This is a genomic window from Acinetobacter sp. YH01009, from assembly GCF_013420765.1.
Lineage (GTDB): Bacteria > Pseudomonadota > Gammaproteobacteria > Pseudomonadales > Moraxellaceae > Acinetobacter > Acinetobacter amyesii.
This window is the reverse complement of the sequence record NZ_VOYE01000002.1, coordinates 307,122-327,369: the sequence shown is the minus strand read 5'-3', so window position 1 is coordinate 327,369 and position 20,248 is coordinate 307,122. Positions and strand designations below refer to the sequence as shown.

Genomic DNA, 20,248 nt, shown 5'->3' with positions numbered 1-20,248 from the left:
GCATGTATTTTGACCAATTTAGATTAGTCGAGTTTTGCAGACTTGATAAGTCATATTGAAAAATAAAAGCCATAAAAAAAACGCTCCGAAGAGCGTTTTCTTATTTCACTGTCAATTAAGCAGTTTTAACTTCTGGTTGAGCAGCTAACATGTGGCCGTTCTCTTCGAAGTTGATGTGCCAAGACAATGCTTCACGTAGAAGGTGAGGTGTTTGACCACCTTTCGCACATGCACGGTCGAAGTAATCATTTAGCGCATCACGGTACATAGGGTGAGCACAGTTGTCGATTACTGCACGAGCACGTTCACGTGGAGCAAGACCACGTAAGTCAGCAAGACCTTGTTCAGTAACTAAGATGTCAACGTCGTGTTCAGCATGGTCAATGTGAGAAGCAAATGGAACAACAGAAGAAATGTCGCCGCCTTTTGCAATTGATTTAGTCACGAAGATCGCCAAGTGTGCATTACGTGCGAAGTCACCTGAACCACCGATACCGTTCATCATTTTTGTACCGCAAACGTGAGTTGAGTTCACGTTACCGTAGATATCAAACTCAAGCGCAGTGTTGATACCGATGATACCTAAACGACGTACAAGTTCTGGATGGTTCGAAATTTCTTGTGGACGTAATACAAGTTTGTCTTTGTATTGTTCAAGGTTATTAAATACTTTTTCGCCATATTTAGCAGAAAGCGTAATAGAAGAACCTGAAGCAAATTTCATTTTGCCTGCGTCGATCAATTCAAATGTACAGTCTTGAAGTACTTCAGAGTACATGATCAAGTCTTCAAAGTTTGAATCTTTAAGACCAGTCAATACTGCGTTTGCAATTGAACCGATACCTGCTTGTAATGGACCAAGGTTTTTCGGTAAACGACCTTCTTCTACTTCTTTTTCAAAGAAAGCGATCAGGTGGTTTGCAATACCTTGAGTTTCATCATCAGGTGCAGTCACTGTAGATGGAGAGTCATGCAATTCGTTGTTAAATACGATACCTACGATTTTTGAAGGATCGATGTTGATTGCATGTGTACCAATACGTTCGTCAACTTGAGTCAATGGAATCGCTTGACGTGTTGGACGATACGTTGGGATATAAATATCGTGTAAGCCTTCGAATGCTGGGCTTAAGTTGGTGTTGATTTCAACAATCACTTTTTCAGCAAAAATTGCGAAGCTTGCAGAGTTACCTACAGAAGTTGTAGGGATGATGCCACCATCTTCAGTGATCGCAACAGCTTCAATAATTGCCACATCAGGCTTTTTAAGCTGAAGGTTACGCATTTGTTCAACTGTTTCAGACAAATGCTGATCGATGAACATCACTTCGCCTTTGTTGATGGCTTTACGTAATGTATTGTCTACTTGGAACGGTAAACGACGAGCAAGAACACCTGCTTCAGTCAATTTTTTGTCCAAATCGTTACCCAAGCTCGCGCCAGTAATTAGGGTAATTTTAAGAGGATTAGCATGAGCCTGTTGAACCAACGCTAAAGGTACAGCTTTCGCTTCACCTGCGCGTGTGAAACCACTCATACCTACCGTCATACCATCCTGAATGAATTCAGCAGCTTTTTCTGCGCTGATAACTTTGTCGTGAAGGGCAGCTAAACGGATGCGATCTAAAGACATCATATACTCTCGTGAAATTCTCAAAACTGATACGGATTGTACCGATCAAAAAAGCCATTTTGCATACCTGTTAGGCTAAGGTCTAATTTTTTGAAAAAATGTGGGTATAAGATTTTATTATGTTTTTTAAACTACTGAATAATAAAGTTAAAAATATCAATGGTTAAAGCTTAAACAAAACTGTTCGTTGCTTTTTTGAACGCTTGTTAAAAGCGTTCAGTTAAACTTTGCTTAATTTTTTCCAATGGGCTGTTGTTTAATATTTCATCATTTTCGAGTTTTTGCAGTGGTAAAGAAATGATCGCTTCGAGTCCACCTTCTGCTCGATTGTGAATTGAAAGTTGACCTTCGTGAATATCCACAATACGTTTTACAATGGCTAAACCGAGTCCACTGCCTTGAATGGTACGTGCATCATTACCACGTACAAAAGGTTGCATCAGGTCTTCAATTTGGTCTTCAGGAATCCCTTCGCCATTATCGGCAACGCGAATTTGAATATGGTCACCTTCATATTCGGTAGACAGTTCAATCGGCTCGGCACCATAGCGTTTTGAGTTATTGATTAAGTTCCCTATTAATCGTTTTAAGGACAGGCTACGTGCTTGAATAATCGGTAAGTCTTGAGGTTCAAAGCGAATATCTAAAGGTTTAAATTGAATCACTAATTCCTGCAATAGCGCATTTAAATCAGTATCTTGCGGAACCTCATCAGAGCCATCTCGCATATACGAAATGAACTGATTCAGAATTGCATCCATATCTTCAACATCGTAAATCAGACCTTCTTTTAGGAAGTCATCATCAGGCATCATTTCTGCGCTGAGTCGAATACGGGTCAGCGGAGTACGCAAATCGTGGGAAATACCGGCCAACATGATGCGGCGATCACGTTCAGTTTGTTCCAGCGTGTAGACCATGTGGTTAAAGGCTTGGTTTACTTCACGGATTTCTTGTGGCCCATGGTTGGTTTCTAAATAAGGTGCAGTGCCGTGTTTACTATAGTTGTTTGCCGCATCTTGTAAACGTTTTAGTGGACGGTTGAGCTGACGAACCAAGGTTAAGATAATGATGCCAGCAATCAGCGGAATACCCAATAACCAGCCTAAAATCAGCTCTGCGCTATAGTTGGCATAGGTTTTTAAAGGCTCGCGAACCCAGTTGCCATTCATTTCTGGAGTTTGAATCCAGATGCGTGGGTCAGGTTTAAATTGGAAATACACGGTCGCATTATCAATGCGCATTTCTTTGGCCAGTTTCTTTTCAATTTGATTGGTAAAGAACTCTGCAATGACTTTGTCTTTGACATTGGGGAATTCTTTCGGATCGGTCACATATTCGATCCCGACACGGTTGCGCATCCAGTCGTCGACATCCACTTCGGCATTGTTATGAAAAATCCGTAAATCAGGATTGTTAATGATTTCAAGCTCGACCGCGAGGTAACGAGCATGTTGTTGAATTTCGGGTAAATAGAGTGTGCGCCAAAAGAACCATAAGGACATAAACAGGCTAAAAAACACCACAAATAAGACCAATACGGTGGTCCGCATGGCTGCAGAGCGGGGTTTGATTTTATCGAGGAAGCGTTCCCAAGGTGTCCGTTTTTTTTCGGAGTAGGTAACGTAGTCGGTAAATTCCTGTGGGTCGATGGGTTCGAGTTTCACGCTATATCCCTAGAGTAAATTTTAGAGTGTGAGATCAATTAACCCTGTTGGATACGCGTTCAGGTCATACGCAACTGTTCGAGGCAGGAAGCATGGAATAGATTATGTTTCTGCGATGATTCTGATATGAAGCAGAAATGAGACGAGTTTTGCGTATGACAATGGTTTTGCTTACTTTTGCCGAAACAAAAGTAAGGCGAACCGCAGGTTATTGGATAAATTTAATGTTCAATGAAAAGACTCCGCCTAATGAACGGCGGAATTTTTTATTACTATTTATTTGGATTATTCAGCACCATCTGGAACAAAGACATAACCCACGCCCCAAACGGTTTGGATATAGCGTGCACGTGCTGGGTTTTCTTCAACCAAACGACGCAGGCGAGAAACCTGAACGTCAATTGAACGCTCCATAGCACCCCATTCACGACCACGAGCAAGATTCATTAACTTGTCGCGTGTCAGTGGTTCACGAGGATGTTGAACTAATGCTTTAAGTACGGCAAATTCACCCGTTGTTAATGTGACGACTTGACCTTCACGGGTTAATGTACGAGTAGACAGGTCGAGTGACCACGGACCAAAAGACACCACTTCCATTTGTTGGCTTGGTGCGCCCGGAACTTCACGCACTTGACGACGTAATACGGCACGAATACGTGCCAAAAGCTCATTCGGGTTGAATGGTTTTGGTAAATAGTCATCTGCACCGGCTTCAAGTCCAGCAATACGGTCTGAATCACTACCACGAGCGGTCAGCATAATGATTGGGGTATCGATGCTAGATTGGCGCAGACGGCGACAAATACTCAAGCCATCTTCAACAGGTAACATAAAGTCGAGCACAATCAGGGAAAAGAGTTCCCGCTGCAACAGACGATCCATCTGAGTCGCATCATGTGCGGTTTTGACCACAAAACCTTTATCTTCTAGGAAGCGTTGTAAGAGGGTGCGTAGACGCACATCATCATCGACAACCAGAATGCGTTCGACTCGGTCGGTTTCGGCTTGTACGGCATCTGTTTTTTCAGCAGGTACAACTAAACTCATGACGTGCTCCTTATTCTTTATTGTCATCGTAAACAAAAAGTCGATTTCACTTGAGTATACGATTCATTTATATAAATTTACTATGCTCTAAAGCAACAAATATTGCAGTTAAAATCAAGACATAGATACCAAATGTATACATGTTGTTCGAATCAGTTTGCTTATCTAAGTCTCGCTAATTTGCTGTTTCATAGTCAGTTTCGTAAAAAAATGTGTATTTGAGATGAACTGGCATTAAAAACCACGAATAAATTTATAAAAACAATTGTGGATTTTATGGTCTTGGTCTTTATAATCATGGCTTTTAGAACTTATCCTTGCAGGGATCTAATACGATGACTGACTTAGTTCAGCAGTTGGCAAAAGAAATTGCCGTACGTCCAAATCAAATTGAAGCTGCCATCAAGCTCATTGATGAAGGTGCCAGTGTTCCATTTATCGCACGTTACCGTAAAGAAGTGACGCAAGGTCTGGACGATACTCAATTACGTCAGCTCGATACACGTCTGACTTACCTGCGTGATTTATTTGAGCGCCGTGAAAAGGTAATCGAATCTCTAAAAGAACAAAACAAGTTATCTGATGACTTACTTGCTCGCGTGAATGCAGCAGAAACGAAAAATGCTTTAGAAGAGATTTACGCACCGTACCGTCCAAAACGTACCAGTAAATCATTTAAAGCCAAAGAAGCGGGTTTAGGCCCAATCGCTGAAAAAATCTTTAATGAAGCGATCGATCCTACGGAAGCTTTGGCAGGCTTTAGCCATGAAGATTATGCAGATGTTGAAAGTCAACTTGATGCGATTCAACACATTTTAATTGATGAATGGGCACAAAATATTGCATTAACCACTGAGCTAAAAGCGACATTTGCGAAAACTGCAGTGTTGAAAAGTTTAGTTGCAAGCGATGAGAAAAAAGAAGTCGGTAAAAAATTCCGTGATTACTTTGATTTCTCTGAAAGCTTAAATAAAGTCCCTTCACACCGTTTATTGGCGATGCTCCGTGGCCGTCAAGAAAATGTCTTGGGCTTAAAAGTCGATGGTGAAGATGATGCACCATTGGCTCGTATTGATACTGAATACAATTTAGAAACAGCACAACCACAAGCGCGTGCAGATTTCTTAAAACAAACTGCAAAATTGTTCTGGCTCGGTAAAGTTCGTCCTGCGATTGAACATTCATTATTGACTGAAAAACGTTTGGCTGCTGAAGCTGAAGCGATGGATGTCTTTGCTGAAAACCTACGTCATTTATTACTTTCTGCTCCTGCAGGCGCACGTTGCACATTGGGTGTAGACCCAGGCATCCGTACGGGTGTGAAATTGGCTGTTGTGAATGCATCAGGTGATGTCCTTGCACATAGCACGATTTACCCATTTGCTCCGAAAGAAGACAAAGCTGGATCAGTGGCTGAACTTGCACGTCTATGCCGTGAGTTTAATGTTGAACTGATTGCCATTGGTAACGGTACTGCAAGCCGTGAAACTGAAGCTGTTGTAGCTGAAATGATGGCAGCAAATACAGACTTGAACTTGATTCGTGTGTCGGTATCTGAAGCAGGCGCGTCGGTTTACTCAGCATCTGAATTGGCGTCAAATGAATTGCCAGATTTAGATGTATCGATCCGCGGTGCTGTATCGATTGCACGTCGTTTACAAGATCCATTGGCTGAACTTGTGAAGATTGATCCTAAATCGATTGGTGTGGGTCAATACCAACATGATGTGAACCAAACCGGTTTGGCAAAAACGCTAGAAGCGGTTGTGGAAGACTGTGTGAACTCAGTAGGTGTTGATGTCAACACAGCATCATCTGCTATTTTGGGTTATATCGCGGGTCTAAATAAATCGATTGCACAGCAAATCGTTGAATTCCGCAAAGAAAATGGTCGTTTTGATAACCGTCAAAGTTTGAAGAAAGTACCTCGTTTAGGCGAACGTACCTTTGAACAAGCAGCAGGTTTCTTACGTATTCAAGATGGTTCTGAACCATTGGATGCATCTGCAGTTCACCCAGAGTCATATGACTTGGTGGCAAAAATTGTGGAAGCAAAAGCGACGACTGTAAAAGATATTATTGGTAATACTGAAATTATCCGTCAGATCGATGCAGCAGCATTTGTAAATGACCAATTTGGTTTACCGACAATTCAAGACGTTTTATCTGAACTTGAAAAACCAGGCCGTGACCCACGTCCAGAGTTCCGCACGGCTAAATTCCGTGAAGACATCACAGAAGTGGCGCAGTTGACTGAAGGTTTACAGCTTGAAGGTGTGGTTACGAATGTAACCAACTTCGGTGCATTCGTGGATGTGGGTGTACACCAAGACGGTTTAGTGCATATTTCTGAACTTGCAAATGAATTTGTTGCAGATCCGCACAAAGTCGTGAAACCAGGTCAAATTGTTCAAGTTCGTGTCTTGAATGTCGATGTTGAACGTAACCGTGTCAACTTGTCTATGCGTGCAGAAGGTGCTGCTGCAGCGAAACCACAACGTCAACCACGTCGTGACAATGCCCAGCAAGAACAACGTGGTGAGCGTAAGCCACATGCGAAACGTCCACAGCATGCCCGTCCGCAAGGCGACCGCCCACAAGGTCATAAAAAACCTCAAGCAGCGAAACCACAAGAAAATAAAATTGGTGGTTTAGGTGCGTTGTTATTACAAGCAGGGATTAAAGGTTCGAAGTAATCTTTAACTGTTAAAAAAACCTCCCATATGGGAGGTTTTTTTATATAAGATTAAAACAATCAAAGCTTAAATAAACTTAGAAGATCATGATGTTACGTAGTTATTATCAGGGTTCAGTGCAACAATTCATACATACAAATGAACAAGAAATTATGGGGGCTTTGGCACTACAGCATGAATTTGCATTGGAAGATTTACAAAAGAACGCTTGGTTAAAACAAATTGAGATTTTAAAACAACAGTTGGATTTTTTAGATGAGGGAGAAATCTTTTTTGAATTCTCTATTCCACGGATGGGTAAGCGCGTAGATAACATTCTTTTGATACGTAATTTAATTTTTGTTATTGAATTTAAAGTAGGTGAAAAGAGTTACCCACAATATGCTAAGACTCAGGTCATAGATTATTGTTTGGATTTGTTGAATTTTCATGAAGGTAGTCATCAGCAAGAGGTCATACCACTTTTAATTTCAACCCAAGCTCAAAGTTGTGAACAGTCATGGTCAGCGGTATCCACTTATCAAGATACTTTATGCTGTAACACCCATAATTTACGGATTGTAATCGAACAAGCGCTTTATCAATTTGCAGGTCTTACGCAACTTAATATCAAACAGTGGGTTGAGTCTCGATATAAACCAACACCCACAATTATTGAAGCAGCTCAGGCGTTATATCAAGGTCATACAGTGGATGAAATTTCTAGAAGTGATGCCGGTGCAAAAAATTTAGCGATCACTTCGAAAAAAATCGAACAAATTATTGAAGATGCAAAATTAACAAATAAAAAAACGATTTGTTTTTTAACGGGTGTACCTGGTGCAGGAAAGACATTGGCCGGTCTTAATATTGCGAACCAGCGTTTAAAAACAAATGAACAAGAACATTCTGTATTTTTATCTGGGAATGGTCCTTTAGTTGATGTTTTACGTGAAGCATTGGTTCGAAATACCGTGGAACTTGCTAAGCAACAAACAGAAAAAAAGACGCGATCTGAGGCAGAACGTGAAGCCAAAGCCTTTATACAAAATATTCATCATTTTAGAGATCATTATTTGAAATCAAATGAGGTGCCAATCGAAAAAGTCGTTATTTTTGATGAAGCTCAAAGGGCCTGGCAAAAGGATCAGGTTTCAAACTTTATGAAACAGAAAAAAGGTATTGATAATTTTTCGATGTCTGAACCAGAGTTTCTCATTAGTGTTATGGATCGCCACGCTGATTGGTGTGTCGTTGTTTGCCTGATTGGTGGTGGGCAGGAGATTAACACTGGAGAAGCAGGTGTTTCTGAATGGCTATCAGCATTAGAACATAAATACCCGAAATGGAAGATCTACTTTTCTAACAAAATTTTGCAGGATAAAGTCTATTTAACTGATCCTAAACAACAATTCTGGGTTCAAAAAAATGGAAAAAATGAGGAAGATTTACATCTTGCTGTTTCTGTCCGGTCATTTCGCAGCGAACAAGTTTCACATTTGATTCAACATGTATTAGATGGTGATGCAAAGTCCGCGAAAGAAACTTACCATATGATGTCCCAAGATTATCCTATTCTGCTTTGTCGTGATTTTAATGTTGCTAAACAGTGGTTAAAAAGAAAGGCTAAGGGTTCAGAGCGCTTTGGGGTTATTGCTAGTTCGGGTGCCAGACGTTTAAAAGCCGAAGGTATTGATGTAAAGAATAAAATAACACCTGCAGATTGGTTTTTGAATTCAAATACAGATGTACGTTCTGCGTATTATTTGGAAGATATTGCAACTGAGTTTGATGTGCAAGGCTTGGAAATAGATTACAGTTGCGTGGCATGGGATATTAATTTTTATTTTGATCAAGATTGGCAATTTCAAGCCTTTAAAGGTAGTCGATGGCAAAATATAAGGCAAACTGAAAAGCAGAAATACCTGTTAAATGCATATCGAGTGCTACTGACTCGGGCGCGACAAGGTATGGTGTTGTATATACCATCTGTAGATGACAGTGACTGGACTCGTCCCAAGAAATATTATGATTCGACGTATAATTTTTTGAAGCAATGTGGTTTCAATACGCTATAAAAAACCTCCCATTTGGGAGGTTTTTTTATTTCTTTTAAGGCCTATCAAAGATAAATGAGCTGAATCTTAAACTTCGCAATAAAGTGTAAAAATCACACAAATCACGTATCAAAACACACTATAGAATCGTTCGATTGTCAGACAATATAAGTCACGCCATAAAGTGGTCACAAACTTTAGGTTTTACATACTTACATCTAATTATTTGATATTTATTATAAACGGTAAAATGATGACATCTAAAATTGAACGACATCGATTTCATATTCACGACTTTTTATCTGGAACAGTGGTATTTCTCGTGGCTTTACCGCTATGCCTAGGCATTGCATTGGCTTCTGGCGCACCGATTCTCTCTGGCATTATTGCCGGCATTGTCGGTGGTATTTTAGTTGGGGCACTGAGTGGCTCACATATCAGTGTTGCAGGGCCAGCAGCAGGTTTAACAGCAGTCATTTTGGTACAGCTTGAACTACTCGGCGGCAACTATGCCGCCTTTTTATTGTGTATTGTTTTTGCCGGTATCTTACAGATTGGATTTGGCATATTTAGGCTCGGTTTCTTTGCCAACTTTATTCCGAACAATGTCATATTGGGTTTATTGGCAGCTATCGGGCTGATCTTGATTGGGAGTCAAATGCCTTATCTGTTTGGCTTGAACCAATTTTCATGGTCAGTGTTGTGGCAGTCACAGCCGCTCAATTTGCAATGGGATGTGGGTGCCATTGTGATCGGTATCGGTAGCCTTGTACTGATGTTGCTTTGGGAGCAGAGCCCATGCAAAAAATGGGTTTTGCCTTCAGCCTTGGTTGCTGTCGTTCTTGCTGCACTATGTAATGCCGTGTTGGTGCTTAGTGGCTCGTCTTTTGCAGTTCATCCATCAAATCTCATCCAACTTCCTAACCTTTGGGATCAGCCACAAAATGTGATGATCTTTCCGGATTGGACCGCTTTAAATAATCCTCTGATTTATACGGGCGCTATCACTTTGGCGGTTGTGGCGTCATTAGAAACTTTATTGAATTTAGAAGCAGCAGATAAATTGGATCCGCATAAGCGCTCTTCACCCCCCAACCGAGAGTTATGGGCGCAAGGCATCGGCAATGTCGTTTCGGGTGCTATAGGCGGGATGCCGCTGACGTCAGTAATTGTTCGTAGTTCGGTCAATGCCAGTGCTGGAGCTAAAAGTAAATGTTCTGCCATCTTTCATGGCGTGTTGCTCCTGTTTGCCGTGCTGTGTTTAGTGCCTTTGATGAACATGATTCCACTTTCAGCATTAGCTGCAATTTTAATCCTCACAGGTTTTAAACTGACGCATCCCAAATTGTTTAAACAGCTTTATTTAAAAGGTTGGAAACAATTTATTCCTTTTATCATTACCTTGTTGGCGATTTTACTCACAGACTTATTGCTCGGAATCTTGATTGGTTTAGCCAGTAGTGCGGCCTTTATTTTATATGCCAATTTTAATAAGGGACTGAAGGTGTATAAAGAGCATCATTTACATGGGGTGATTACACGGATTGAATTGCCTTCACAAGTCAGTTTTCTCAACCGTTCGGCATTAATATCTGCATTGGAACATATCCATCGCGGCGAACAAGTGGTGATTGATGCTACACATGTGAGTGATATGGATGCTGATATTTTCCAGCTTATTCAAGAGTACCAGCAGGAAAAGGCAGCACAGCGTAAAGTGCAAGTGCAGTTGATTGGTTTCAAGACACACTATGCCGATGCGCAGGAGGCGGCATTAGATATAGATATTAGTACAGCAGCTTTACAGCAACGTTTGAACCCAGAGGACGTGCTCGCTTTGCTTAAAGCAGGCAATAAACGTTTTGTACAAAATGAGCGTTTGCAACGAGATATCTATCGGCAACTGCGGGTGACCGCTGAAGAAGGGCAGCATCCGATTGCGGCAGTGTTAGGTTGTATGGATTCTCGTGCGCCGACTGAAATGATCTTTGATGTTGGAATTGGCGATTTATTTAGTTTACGCATTGCGGGGAATGTCGCGGGACAAAAAGTTTTGGGATCATTGGAATTTGCCTGCGAAGCCAAAGGTGCCAAAGTGATCGTGGTGCTTGGTCATACGGACTGTGGTGCGGTTAGCAGTGCTTGTCAGTTGCATTTAGCTGGTCAATCGATTCAGAGCCTGACGCGTATGCCACATATTCAATATGTGCTGGGGCCACTCAATGAGTCTGTATCGCGTGTTGCCGAATTGATGCAACCACAAACGCTGAGTCCGGCATTTTTAGAGCAAGTGACGCAAATGAATGTGCATTACAACATCCGCTATATTTTGCAAAATAGTGAAGTGCTACAGCAGTTGGTGCAAGAAGGTAAAGTGGCGATTGTTGGTGCAGTGTATGATGTAAAAACTGGACGGGTTAATTTCTTCGGATAAATAAAATCCGATGACATAAAAAAGGATCATCATGAACACATGATGATCCTTTTTATTGAACTAAAATACATTAGCGAATCATCGGTACGATCCAACTGGTAATGATCAGCAAAATACCGAAGTGTCCCAATTTACGGGTGACATATACCAATTTAGACGGTTTTTGTTCCAATTGTTTCGCATAGTCTTCGATACTATTGCCTTGTTTTGCATTACTAGTAAATAAAAATACCGCCAAATCGATACAAATTAAAATGGTACCGACATCTGCCACTACTTCCATTAAATCGTATTGGCCGCTGATCAAGGCGGTTGACACTTGATAAACAAGGAAAAGTGCAAAAGCGATGCAGGCATACTGCAAAACAGTTAAAAATATCCGCATAAATCTATACTAAATAAGCTCAAAATTCTGAAACAGGATTATAGCGTCCCTCGCAAGAGATTACTGTAACGCTTAGAGTGCTTGCATGACTGCTGGGAAATGTTGCTTCTCAACCATTTCCAAAAACTCATCGCCCATACGCTGACTTTCAGCCACGCATTGGTTCCACATTTTAATCCGTTGTTGGTTGTCTAAACCTTTGAGGGTAAAATCTTTGCGGTCAGGCAGTCGGCCAAGCGGCAAGCTTGCAAGGTATTCTTGTGAAGGTGATAGTAACAAGGTACGCGCTTGATTGTCTGGATTAGCCTGACGTTTAAATAATTTATCAAACCAACCGGGGGTGATGCTATCTGTGAAATGTGGATATAGTACGATGCCTTGACTTTGGAAGGGCAGGTCAATGTGATAGTCGATTAGGCCGCCATCGCGGTAACTGCCTTGTGGTGCATCAGGGATATCACGGATCGCGGCCATAACACCAGGAATAGATGCAGATGCCATAAGCCACGGCATAACACTATTTTGAGTCAATGCATGGTAATGCGTGGTAAAGCCATCATCCGCCACGGTAAATTGATGACCTGACACAGGCTGACTAATTACACGCTGCATGAAATAACGACTGTGTTTACGTGCGAGCGCTGTCGTTCCCACGATTCCTGCGACAGAGGCTAATAGCGGCAGAGCTTTATCACTTTGGAAAATATGCTGAGCTTTGACTGAAAGCACAGTGAGGTGATAATCCGGGTGATTAACCAGTGCCGCTTCTTGACCTTGAATCAAATCGATCAGCATGCCACGACACACATCGCTGACTTCTTGACGGCTCATCTTTTTATGAAAGCTCAGATTGGTATACAGCTCAGAGAGGCGTTTCGTCCCTTCAATGGCGCCCCAAGCAGCAATACTGGCAAAGCGCCAACTGCCAATCGATGAACCAATTAAAGTACGCTTTTGTTGCGCGCGTGGCAAAAAGTCAGCAAAAATCGCCTGATCTAAACCTTGAATACCAATGCCTTTCGGGCCACCAGCAGCACCGGGCAGGATATCCACTTGAGCAGCGTTTAAACCCTCTTGTTCAATCAGTTGGCGGGCTAAATGGCCAGCACGGATATTGAGCGCAGGCGGTCTTTTTTGCAAAATTTGAGTCATGGTAGTCGCTTAAAATACAGTCGTAGAATTATTCTAGTGCGTTTTTGCACAGACCCAATGGCTGAAACTTCCGACAAATGACTTCTCAGTCATATCAGGGCGTCTCTCAGGAATGCTGTAATAGTTGTTCGTTATGCCGATGCAATCGAAACAAACTGAGGCAGACGATTGCCCATGTCGCCATTGGAAAGACCGCCCAAGCAAATAGGTTAATGATAAAAAATCACGGCCCCAGCTAATAACCAATAATTTAACCTGGCCATCAGTTTTTGCTGTGGCAAACAAAGCAGGAATATACAGGGAAGTGCATTAAAGAGAATGATCCACCAAAATGCAGCGCTATGCTGCATCCGATACAGGGTGGTGTTGGCTGTCGGTTGCCAGTTCAGAAAAGATAAGTGCAAATTCAATTGAACCAACACATCGAGCAGGGTCGAAAAACTATATAGCAAGGCCGTTGCACATGCTCGGAGTGGATTTCGACCATACAGTACCCCTAAATAACTGTATGACATGGCGTTCAGCCTTATTTAAATTTTTGTTTTTATAGCTTTAAGCCCTTTATTGTTAAAAGGCTTAAAGGAGCTATGGATACATCAAGATCATTTAAACACAGATTATTTAAACACACGCCAAATGGCAAGTAAGCTTGAAAGTGCAATTAATACGATGGAAACATACCATGGCGCAATTATCGCGATGGAGAGGAAGATGGCCATAATACTGCCAAAAACCCAACTACGTTTTTGCTGATGTTCCATTTGCAGGCGCATGCTTTGCAGTTCATTCAGTTGTTTGGCATGCCAAGCCGACTGATTTTTTAAACCATTCAGGCTGTCGATCATCAGCGTTGGTAAATCTTGCGCACCTAAAAGTAAGTCTGGAATTTTTTGCCCGAGTTCTTTTAAGTTTTTCTGCGGATTCATTTGCGCTTTAATCCAATCGGTGAGGATTGGTTTTGCCAAACTCCAAATATCCAATTCAGGATAGAGATCAGTTCCTAAACCTTCAACATGGACCAAGGTCTTGAGCAGCAACATCAGTTGTGGCGGAATCTCTAAATGGAAACGACGCGCAATATCCATCACTTGAATCAGGATGCCGGCGAAGTCCAATTCATGCATTGGTTTAGAGACCATTGGGCCAACGGTACGACGCATTTCACGTGCTAAGGCATCTTGATCTGTACCCGGTGGAATCCAACCCGCTTGATGCACGATTTGAATCAGTTGCATAAAGTCGCTGTTCATAACCGCAAGCAGCATGCGTGCTACGGTCATTTGGTCGTGCTTTGAAAGCTCACCCATAATCGCGCAGTCCAAGGCAATAAAGCGTGGATTGCTTGGATTAATGGTTTCGACGAAGACATTCCCCGGATGCATGTCTGCATGGAAGAAGTTGTCGCGGAACACTTGGGTAAAGAAAATGGTGAGCCCTTTTTCGGCTAAATCTTTACGATCCATGCCCAAGCGATCAAAGGTCGCAATATCTGAAATTGGTACACCCGTAATACGCTCTTCGACCATGACATCACGGCTGTCCATATAGACTTCAGGCACGTACATCATGCTTGAACCGGTGAAGTAATGACGCATACGACGCGTGTTATCCGCTTCTAAAGTCAAATCCAATTCATTGAGAATAATTTGACGGTAGTCTTGAATAATTTCAGATAGATGCAGGGCACGAGCGGCTTCTAGGCGTTTTTCAAGGAACTGACCAAGCCACTCTAATATTTCAAAATCATGCAGAATTTGATTGCGAATATTCGGGCGAGTCACTTTCACTACGACTTCGCGACCATCATGCAGTGCAGCAGTATGCACTTGTGCGATAGATGCTGCGGCTAAAGGCTGCTCGTCAAAGCGTGCAAATAAGGTATTAACATCGGCTTTGAGTGATTCCTGAATGCGCATTTTGGCAACGTCATTTGAAAAAGGTTTTACACGGTCTTGTAAAAGCACCAATTGCTGTAAAACTTCAGGTGGAATCAAGTCACGACGGGTAGATAGTAATTGCCCCATTTTAATGGCCAGCGGGCCCATCTCTTCCATGGCTTCTTTGAGCTTGAGCGGATTTTTTCGCTCGCGGCTTGACCATGCCGCAGGGTGCATGCGAATGAGGGAAAGAATATGACGGGCTTTTTCCGGTAATTCTTCCGCAGGAAACAACGTGTCGAGTCTATAGTGCGCAGCAATACGCCAAAGGTCGAGTAAACGTGAAACGTGCGGAATCATATATGCAATTACCTAGTCTTAAGTGTTGTCTTGTAATGAGTCAATTTGGCTGTGCAGTTGCTGAATTTTTGCTTCTACACGGTCCAGATTTTGATTCAAAATTCGGGTGTCTTGATTCAGGTCATCCATTTGCCAGCGTGGGGCAAGCAAGCCTGAATCTTCTTTTAACGCATCTTCAGCAAAGAACAAATGGCTTTGTAAAGTACGTTTGAGATGTTTGGGTGCAAGTTGTAACTTACCAATTTCATGCGCAAGGCTTGGCCCAATCCAAGGGCTTAGATGCGAAGCTAAATCGGGCTCAGCTTGCTGCATAATGCGCTGGATATCCTGCAATAAGTGATAATCACCTTGCAATGGGATATTGCCAACATCTTCAGCCAACAGCAGTTTAAGGAGCTCGACGACTGTTTTGACATGTAAGGTCGCCGTTGCTTCAGTTATGTTTGAATGCTGTTCGAAAGGGCGTTGCTCAAAGATGGATGCAGTTTCAGTATGTCCTGTTGGCGTCGGTTCTAAGCGAACTTTCTGATCGTCAAAAAACACATCCACCGACAATTGTGGTGAGTCGATCACCACACGAAGCATTTTGCCTTGCAATTCATTCAGTTGGATGCGAGTAATAGCATCCAAATCAATGACATGATGAATTAAGCGTTCAACTGCACCAAGTGCGAGAATCGACCACATAGTTCAGCCTGCAGTATTAAAGTTTGAAACCACGGTGTACAGCTACGATACCACCCGTTAAGTTGTGGTAATCACAGTTTTGGAAGCCGGCATTTTCCATCATACCTTTAAGCGTACGTTGGTCTGGGTGCATACGAATCGATTCTGCAAGGTATTTATAGCTTTCAGAGTCATTCGCTACGATTTTACCCATGATCGGTAATGCAGTGAATGAGTACAAATCATACAGTTTTGAGAATGGTTCAAATACCGGTTTAGAGAATTCTAAAATCAGTAAACGACCACCTGGCTTAAGTACGCGGTACATTGCAGCTAGTGCAGCATCTTTGTCAGTCACGTTGCGTAGACCAAATGAAATGGTCAATAGGTCAAAACTGTTGTCAGCAAAAGGTTCTAAAGTTTCAGCATTGGCCAAAACGAAATCGACATTGGTACAACCAGCATCAATGAGGCGGTCACGACCGACATTGAGCATCGATTCATTAATGTCTGAAAGCACCACATGACCAGTCGGGCCAACTTCACGGCTGAACACTTTGGCAAGGTCGCCTGTACCGCCTGCAATATCAAGCACGTGTTGACCGCGACGTACGCCTGACATGTTAATGGCAAAGCGTTTCCATAGACGGTGAATACCAAATGACATTAAATCATTCATGATGTCGTATTTTGCAGCCACTGAGTGGAAGACTTCCGCTACTTTTTGCGCTTTATCTTCGCTGCTCACGGTTTGATAACCAAAGTGCGTGGTTGCTCCAACGTTACCAGTATTCGCGCCACGTGGCAGATTATATTTGGGTACTGAACCTGTCACAGGTGTGTCGGTCAGACGTTGTTCTAAAGATTGTTGCTGACCTTGCGCTGTCCCTTGTGGTAAAGGCTCAGTTAAGAATGGACTCACTTTGTCTGTATTTTGTGCCGACTCAGGTGTAGGGGCAGGCGTTTGATTCTCGTTAGACATTAGAGTCACTCCTAACTTATAAATAGGGTTAATGTTGCTTTGCAAGCATGATGACAGATTCTCTGTTGTTATACAGCAGTCATTTGCATTTGTTGTGAATAATATACAGAAAAAATAAGGGTCTGCTGTAATTGCTTTGCAAATCCCCTATAAAAAATCTGAATTCAGTCTTGCAAGCCCAGTTTGTTTTATATCAAACACGGGCTTTATGGGATGTGAGTTTTGTTAAGCCGCAGGCTGAAACGGGTTCGGGTCTCCGGCATGTACACGGTCAACGATTTTGCGTTCTACAGCGGTAAATTCGCGGACAAATTTTTCTGCTGACTTGAGCGGTTTCATTGCCAAGAAGCCATCTTGCATAAAGTCGTACATTACTTCGAAATTGTATTTGTTTGCTGCGCCCTTACACATTTTAAATGCGGTATAGACCATAAATGAGCGCATGTATTTATCTAAATTGCGGCCTAAATCGTCCAGCAGTTGCAGCTGCAACATGCGGTCTTTACCTTGATCGAGCTTGAGATAGGTCTGACGCATCATTTCATCGGTCAGGGTTGGATTATTTGGATAATCTTGCAGTAATTGCATGGCTACTTGTTCATCGAGCTGTACGGCCAATATCGCAAGTTGTACGCCCGAAGTGCCAGTCTTAATGGCATTATCTGGAATTAGTTTTTCTGCTTTATGCGCATAGCGGGTGAGACGTGCAATTTGTGCTGCTAATGCATCGAAATCAGGGCCGCCATATAAACGGTTAATAAAATATTCAGACATCAGCACATTGTGTTTTTCAGCAAATTGCACAGCATGCGTACGTTGCATGCGCTGCTTTTGCCACTGCTGGACATCTTGTAAACGCTGTAAAATTTCTGGCTTTTTGTGGTAATTCAACTGGTAATACAGTTCAAGTAAATCATCTAATACCGCAAGTTTGGACATTGAGTGTCTCAATTATTTTTTAGATGTTTGAATCTTAGTGGGTGTTGGAGCTTAGGGCTATGACAAAGTGACGAAATTACAGGTCAATATGAGTCAGTTTGTTGCAGAAACGGTCATATTTTGCATTTCAGCATATACATGAAAGCATTGTTGTGGGGTGAAGGGCATGGTTATACTCAAAACAGAATAAAACCAAGGGTCCGCCATGAGCTTAAAAGAAACAGAATTTCAATTGATGGATGAAGAACAACTCTCGGTTGAGCTAATTGAAGCGCAATATCAACTGAAAAATACCAGCCGTCAGCCTAATGCCAAAAGCGTGTTGATTTTAGTCAGCGGAATAGAGCTTGCGGGTAAGGGGGAGGCCGTCAAACAGCTCCGTGAATGGGTCGATCCACGTTACTTAAGGGTGAAAGCGGATGCCCCGATCATATTTAATCCAAAACAAACCTTTTGGCAGTCTTATGCACGGTTTATTCCTGCCGAAGGGCAAATTATGGTGATGTTTGGAAACTGGTATAGTGATTTGCTCAGTACCGCCATGCATGTGTCGAAGCCTTTGGATGAAACCTTATTTGATGAATATGTCGAGAACATGCGGGCTTATGAACGAGACCTAAAAAATAATCATGTCGATGTGATTAAGGTCTGGTTCGATTTATCTTGGAAATCTTTACAAAAACGTTTGGATGAAATGGACCCGAGTGAAGCGCGTTGGCATAAATTGCATGGTTTAGATTGGCGCAATAAAAAACAATATGACAACTTGCAACGTTTACGTCAGCGTTTTAGTCATGACTGGATCATTATCGACTGTGAAGATGAGCAAGTCCGTGATCAGCAATTTGCACAGTATATTTTACGCACTTTAAAACATTGTCCAACACATGAAACTAAAGCGGTAGGGCGTTGGAAACAAGCCAAAACACCACAGGCGTTATTGGAACCCAGCACTGCCGTCGCTGATGAAGCCGATTATAAAAAAGAATTAAAAAAATTAAGCCGTAAGGTGGCTGAAGCTTTACGTTTTGATTCATGCAACGTGGTGATCGTGTTTGAAGGGATGGATGCCGCAGGGAAAGGCGGAGCAATTAAACGTATTGTTAAAAAGTTAGACCCACGCGAATATGAAATTCATACCATAGCAGCACCTGAAAAATATGAACTACGCCGTCCTTACTTATGGCGCTTTTGGAATAAAATTGTCCCTGAAGAGAAAATCACGATTTTTGATCGCAGTTGGTATGGTCGTGTTTTGGTTGAGCGGATTGAAGGATTTGCTAATACCGTTGAATGGCAGAGGGCATACGATGAAATTAATCGCTTTGAAAAGGATCTATATAACAGTCAAACGGTTGTCATCAAGTTCTGGTTAGCCATTGGAAAGGATGAGCAAGCTGCAAGGTTTAAAGCTCGAGAAGAAACCGCACATAAGCGTTTTAAAATTACTCCAGATGACTGGCGGAATCGTGACCGTTGGGATGATTATCTCAAAGCTGCCGCAGATATGTTGCAACGCACGGATACAGAATATGCGCCGTGGCATGTGATTGCGACCAATGATAAGCATAGTGCTCGTTTACAAGTGCTAAAAACGATTTTAGCGCAGTTGAAAGCAGATTGATTTTATGATGAAAGCAGATTGATTTTATGAAAAAAGCCACGCAATTCGTGGCTTTTTTCTTCATTTTCAAAACTCGCTCATTTTCAGATTTACTTCATCTTTAGATCTATGGTTTAAATCACTTTGATTCTTAAATCTTGTTGATGCGCTATACATCGTTTCGTTAACCATTGTTAGGCGTTGGGACAGGTTGGTTCGGAAATTTCTGTTGAATACGCTTCGCCAATTGGTAGCTTTCTTCTACATGGGTTTCAGCGACTTTTTTCATCACAATATAACCCAAACTGGCTGCCACCAATTGTCCACCTAATGGAATAAATTTAGTGACTTGTTTGGTAATATATTTTGCTGCAATGTTATTCAGCGATTTTTTCATGGCGGTTCGTGCAACCACTAAACCAGAAAATTCGACACCACGTTTACGCAGTTCCGTCCAATGAATTTGTTTGGTTTTTGGATCATACACACTAATTTGATCTGGCGCTAAACCAAAACGCGCATTAATTTCTGGAATGAGCTGTGACAAAATTCCGACGTCAATCACCACATCCAAAAATGGCACAGGAATAATAGCTGCACCTGCTGAAAAATAAGCACGTTTTTTGACGAGCTCTAAGCATTCAGCGCGAATAATGTCCAGATTTAAGTTAGGGTCGATGGAATCAGGAATGTTATCAATTTTCATAAGCAGATACCCTTGATACTGGATTGGTTTTTTTCTCATAAAGTATCATTAAGATACTTGTT

The 20,248-nt window shown here is 42.0% G+C and carries 15 protein-coding genes; 4 read left to right on the top strand and 11 right to left on the bottom strand.

The genetic code is table 11. The annotated features are described in order from the left end of the window. Positions 1–115 precede the first annotated feature (115 nt). From FTT76_RS04305 to ompR, 3 genes are all read right to left on the bottom strand, one after another. Positions 116–1,633 carry an acetyl-CoA hydrolase/transferase family protein gene (locus FTT76_RS04305; RefSeq protein ID WP_180007250.1) on the bottom strand — a complete coding sequence of 506 codons (1,518 nt, stop codon included), beginning with the start codon at positions 1,631–1,633 and terminating at the stop codon, positions 116–118. Between the two features lie 206 nt (positions 1,634–1,839). Further along, entirely contained in the window at positions 1,840–3,300 is a 1,461-nt protein-coding gene (locus FTT76_RS04300; RefSeq protein ID WP_111885830.1) for an ATP-binding protein, read from the bottom strand. 285 nt (positions 3,301–3,585) lie between these two features. Then, positions 3,586–4,350 (bottom strand): two-component system response regulator OmpR, encoded by a 765-nt coding sequence (ompR, locus tag FTT76_RS04295; protein ID WP_078189809.1) that lies wholly within the window; start codon positions 4,348–4,350, stop codon positions 3,586–3,588. 335 nt (positions 4,351–4,685) lie between these two features. Here ompR and FTT76_RS04290 point away from each other — a divergent pair, with 335 nt between their 5' ends. The 3 genes from FTT76_RS04290 (at position 4,686) to FTT76_RS04280 (ending at position 11,516) form a co-directional block, all read left to right on the top strand. Next, a complete protein-coding gene (locus FTT76_RS04290; protein WP_180007060.1) occupies positions 4,686–7,046 on the top strand; it encodes a Tex family protein in 2,361 nt (786 codons plus the stop codon). Positions 7,047–7,135: 89 nt separating this feature from the next. Further along, positions 7,136–9,103: a DUF2075 domain-containing protein gene (locus FTT76_RS04285; RefSeq protein WP_180190130.1), complete on the top strand. Its 1,968-nt coding sequence runs from the start codon at positions 7,136–7,138 to the stop codon at positions 9,101–9,103. Between the two features lie 232 nt (positions 9,104–9,335). Next, positions 9,336–11,516: a SulP family inorganic anion transporter gene (locus FTT76_RS04280; RefSeq protein WP_180123788.1), complete on the top strand. Its 2,181-nt coding sequence runs from the start codon at positions 9,336–9,338 to the stop codon at positions 11,514–11,516. 70 nt (positions 11,517–11,586) lie between these two features. On the opposite strand, the gene FTT76_RS04275 is transcribed toward FTT76_RS04280, so the two are convergent. From FTT76_RS04275 to FTT76_RS04245, 7 genes are all read right to left on the bottom strand, one after another. Beyond that, on the bottom strand, positions 11,587–11,901 hold the full coding sequence (locus tag FTT76_RS04275; RefSeq protein ID WP_180190087.1) for a hypothetical protein: 315 nt from the start codon (positions 11,899–11,901) through the stop codon (positions 11,587–11,589). Positions 11,902–11,973: 72 nt separating this feature from the next. Further along, positions 11,974–13,053, bottom strand: coding sequence for a patatin-like phospholipase family protein (locus tag FTT76_RS04270; protein ID WP_180048786.1), 1,080 nt, complete (start codon positions 13,051–13,053; stop codon positions 11,974–11,976). A gap of 209 nt (positions 13,054–13,262) precedes the next feature. Then, complete coding sequence (locus tag FTT76_RS04265) at positions 13,263–13,568, bottom strand: hypothetical protein (RefSeq protein WP_180190086.1); 306 nt, start codon at positions 13,566–13,568, stop codon at positions 13,263–13,265. Positions 13,569–13,670: 102 nt separating this feature from the next. Continuing rightward, complete coding sequence (locus FTT76_RS04260; protein ID WP_180190085.1) at positions 13,671–15,290, bottom strand: AarF/ABC1/UbiB kinase family protein; 1,620 nt, start codon at positions 15,288–15,290, stop codon at positions 13,671–13,673. Positions 15,291–15,308: 18 nt separating this feature from the next. Further along, on the bottom strand, positions 15,309–15,977 hold the full coding sequence (locus FTT76_RS04255) for an SCP2 domain-containing protein (protein WP_180178271.1): 669 nt from the start codon (positions 15,975–15,977) through the stop codon (positions 15,309–15,311). Positions 15,978–15,993: 16 nt separating this feature from the next. After that, a complete protein-coding gene (gene ubiE / locus FTT76_RS04250; protein WP_078189802.1) occupies positions 15,994–16,938 on the bottom strand; it encodes a bifunctional demethylmenaquinone methyltransferase/2-methoxy-6-polyprenyl-1,4-benzoquinol methylase UbiE in 945 nt (314 codons plus the stop codon). Positions 16,939–17,163: 225 nt separating this feature from the next. Beyond that, positions 17,164–17,877 carry a hypothetical protein gene (locus FTT76_RS04245; protein WP_180190084.1) on the bottom strand — a complete coding sequence of 238 codons (714 nt, stop codon included), beginning with the start codon at positions 17,875–17,877 and terminating at the stop codon, positions 17,164–17,166. Between the two features lie 205 nt (positions 17,878–18,082). Here FTT76_RS04245 and FTT76_RS04240 point away from each other — a divergent pair, with 205 nt between their 5' ends. Next, the gene (locus FTT76_RS04240; protein WP_180190083.1) at positions 18,083–19,501 is read left to right on the top strand and encodes a phosphate--AMP phosphotransferase; all 1,419 of its coding nucleotides are present in this window, start codon (positions 18,083–18,085) and stop codon (positions 19,499–19,501) included. Positions 19,502–19,664: 163 nt separating this feature from the next. On the opposite strand, the gene FTT76_RS04235 is transcribed toward FTT76_RS04240, so the two are convergent. Next, on the bottom strand, positions 19,665–20,186 hold the full coding sequence (locus FTT76_RS04235; RefSeq protein WP_180024754.1) for a hypothetical protein: 522 nt from the start codon (positions 20,184–20,186) through the stop codon (positions 19,665–19,667). Positions 20,187–20,248 lie beyond the last annotated feature (62 nt).

Bases quoted from the DNA above. Each gene is read 5' to 3' on its own strand.
- FTT76_RS04240 (WP_180190083.1), top strand. From the start codon at position 18,083: ATGAGCTTAAAAGAAACAGAATTTCAATTGATGGATGAAGAACAACTC.
- FTT76_RS04265 (WP_180190086.1), bottom strand. From the start codon at position 13,568: ATGTCATACAGTTATTTAGGGGTACTGTATGGTCGAAATCCACTCCGA.
- FTT76_RS04235 (WP_180024754.1), bottom strand. From the start codon at position 20,186: ATGAAAATTGATAACATTCCTGATTCCATCGACCCTAACTTAAATCTG.
- FTT76_RS04255 (WP_180178271.1), bottom strand. From the start codon at position 15,977: ATGTGGTCGATTCTCGCACTTGGTGCAGTTGAACGCTTAATTCATCAT.
- FTT76_RS04280 (WP_180123788.1), top strand. From the start codon at position 9,336: ATGACATCTAAAATTGAACGACATCGATTTCATATTCACGACTTTTTA.
- FTT76_RS04245 (WP_180190084.1), bottom strand. From the start codon at position 17,877: ATGTCCAAACTTGCGGTATTAGATGATTTACTTGAACTGTATTACCAG.
- FTT76_RS04290 (WP_180007060.1), top strand. From the start codon at position 4,686: ATGACTGACTTAGTTCAGCAGTTGGCAAAAGAAATTGCCGTACGTCCA.
- FTT76_RS04285 (WP_180190130.1), top strand. From the start codon at position 7,136: ATGTTACGTAGTTATTATCAGGGTTCAGTGCAACAATTCATACATACA.
- ompR (WP_078189809.1), bottom strand. From the start codon at position 4,350: ATGAGTTTAGTTGTACCTGCTGAAAAAACAGATGCCGTACAAGCCGAA.
- FTT76_RS04270 (WP_180048786.1), bottom strand. From the start codon at position 13,053: ATGACTCAAATTTTGCAAAAAAGACCGCCTGCGCTCAATATCCGTGCT.
- FTT76_RS04305 (WP_180007250.1), bottom strand. From the start codon at position 1,633: ATGTCTTTAGATCGCATCCGTTTAGCTGCCCTTCACGACAAAGTTATC.
- ubiE (WP_078189802.1), bottom strand. From the start codon at position 16,938: ATGTCTAACGAGAATCAAACGCCTGCCCCTACACCTGAGTCGGCACAA.
- FTT76_RS04260 (WP_180190085.1), bottom strand. From the start codon at position 15,290: ATGATTCCGCACGTTTCACGTTTACTCGACCTTTGGCGTATTGCTGCG.
- FTT76_RS04275 (WP_180190087.1), bottom strand. From the start codon at position 11,901: ATGCGGATATTTTTAACTGTTTTGCAGTATGCCTGCATCGCTTTTGCA.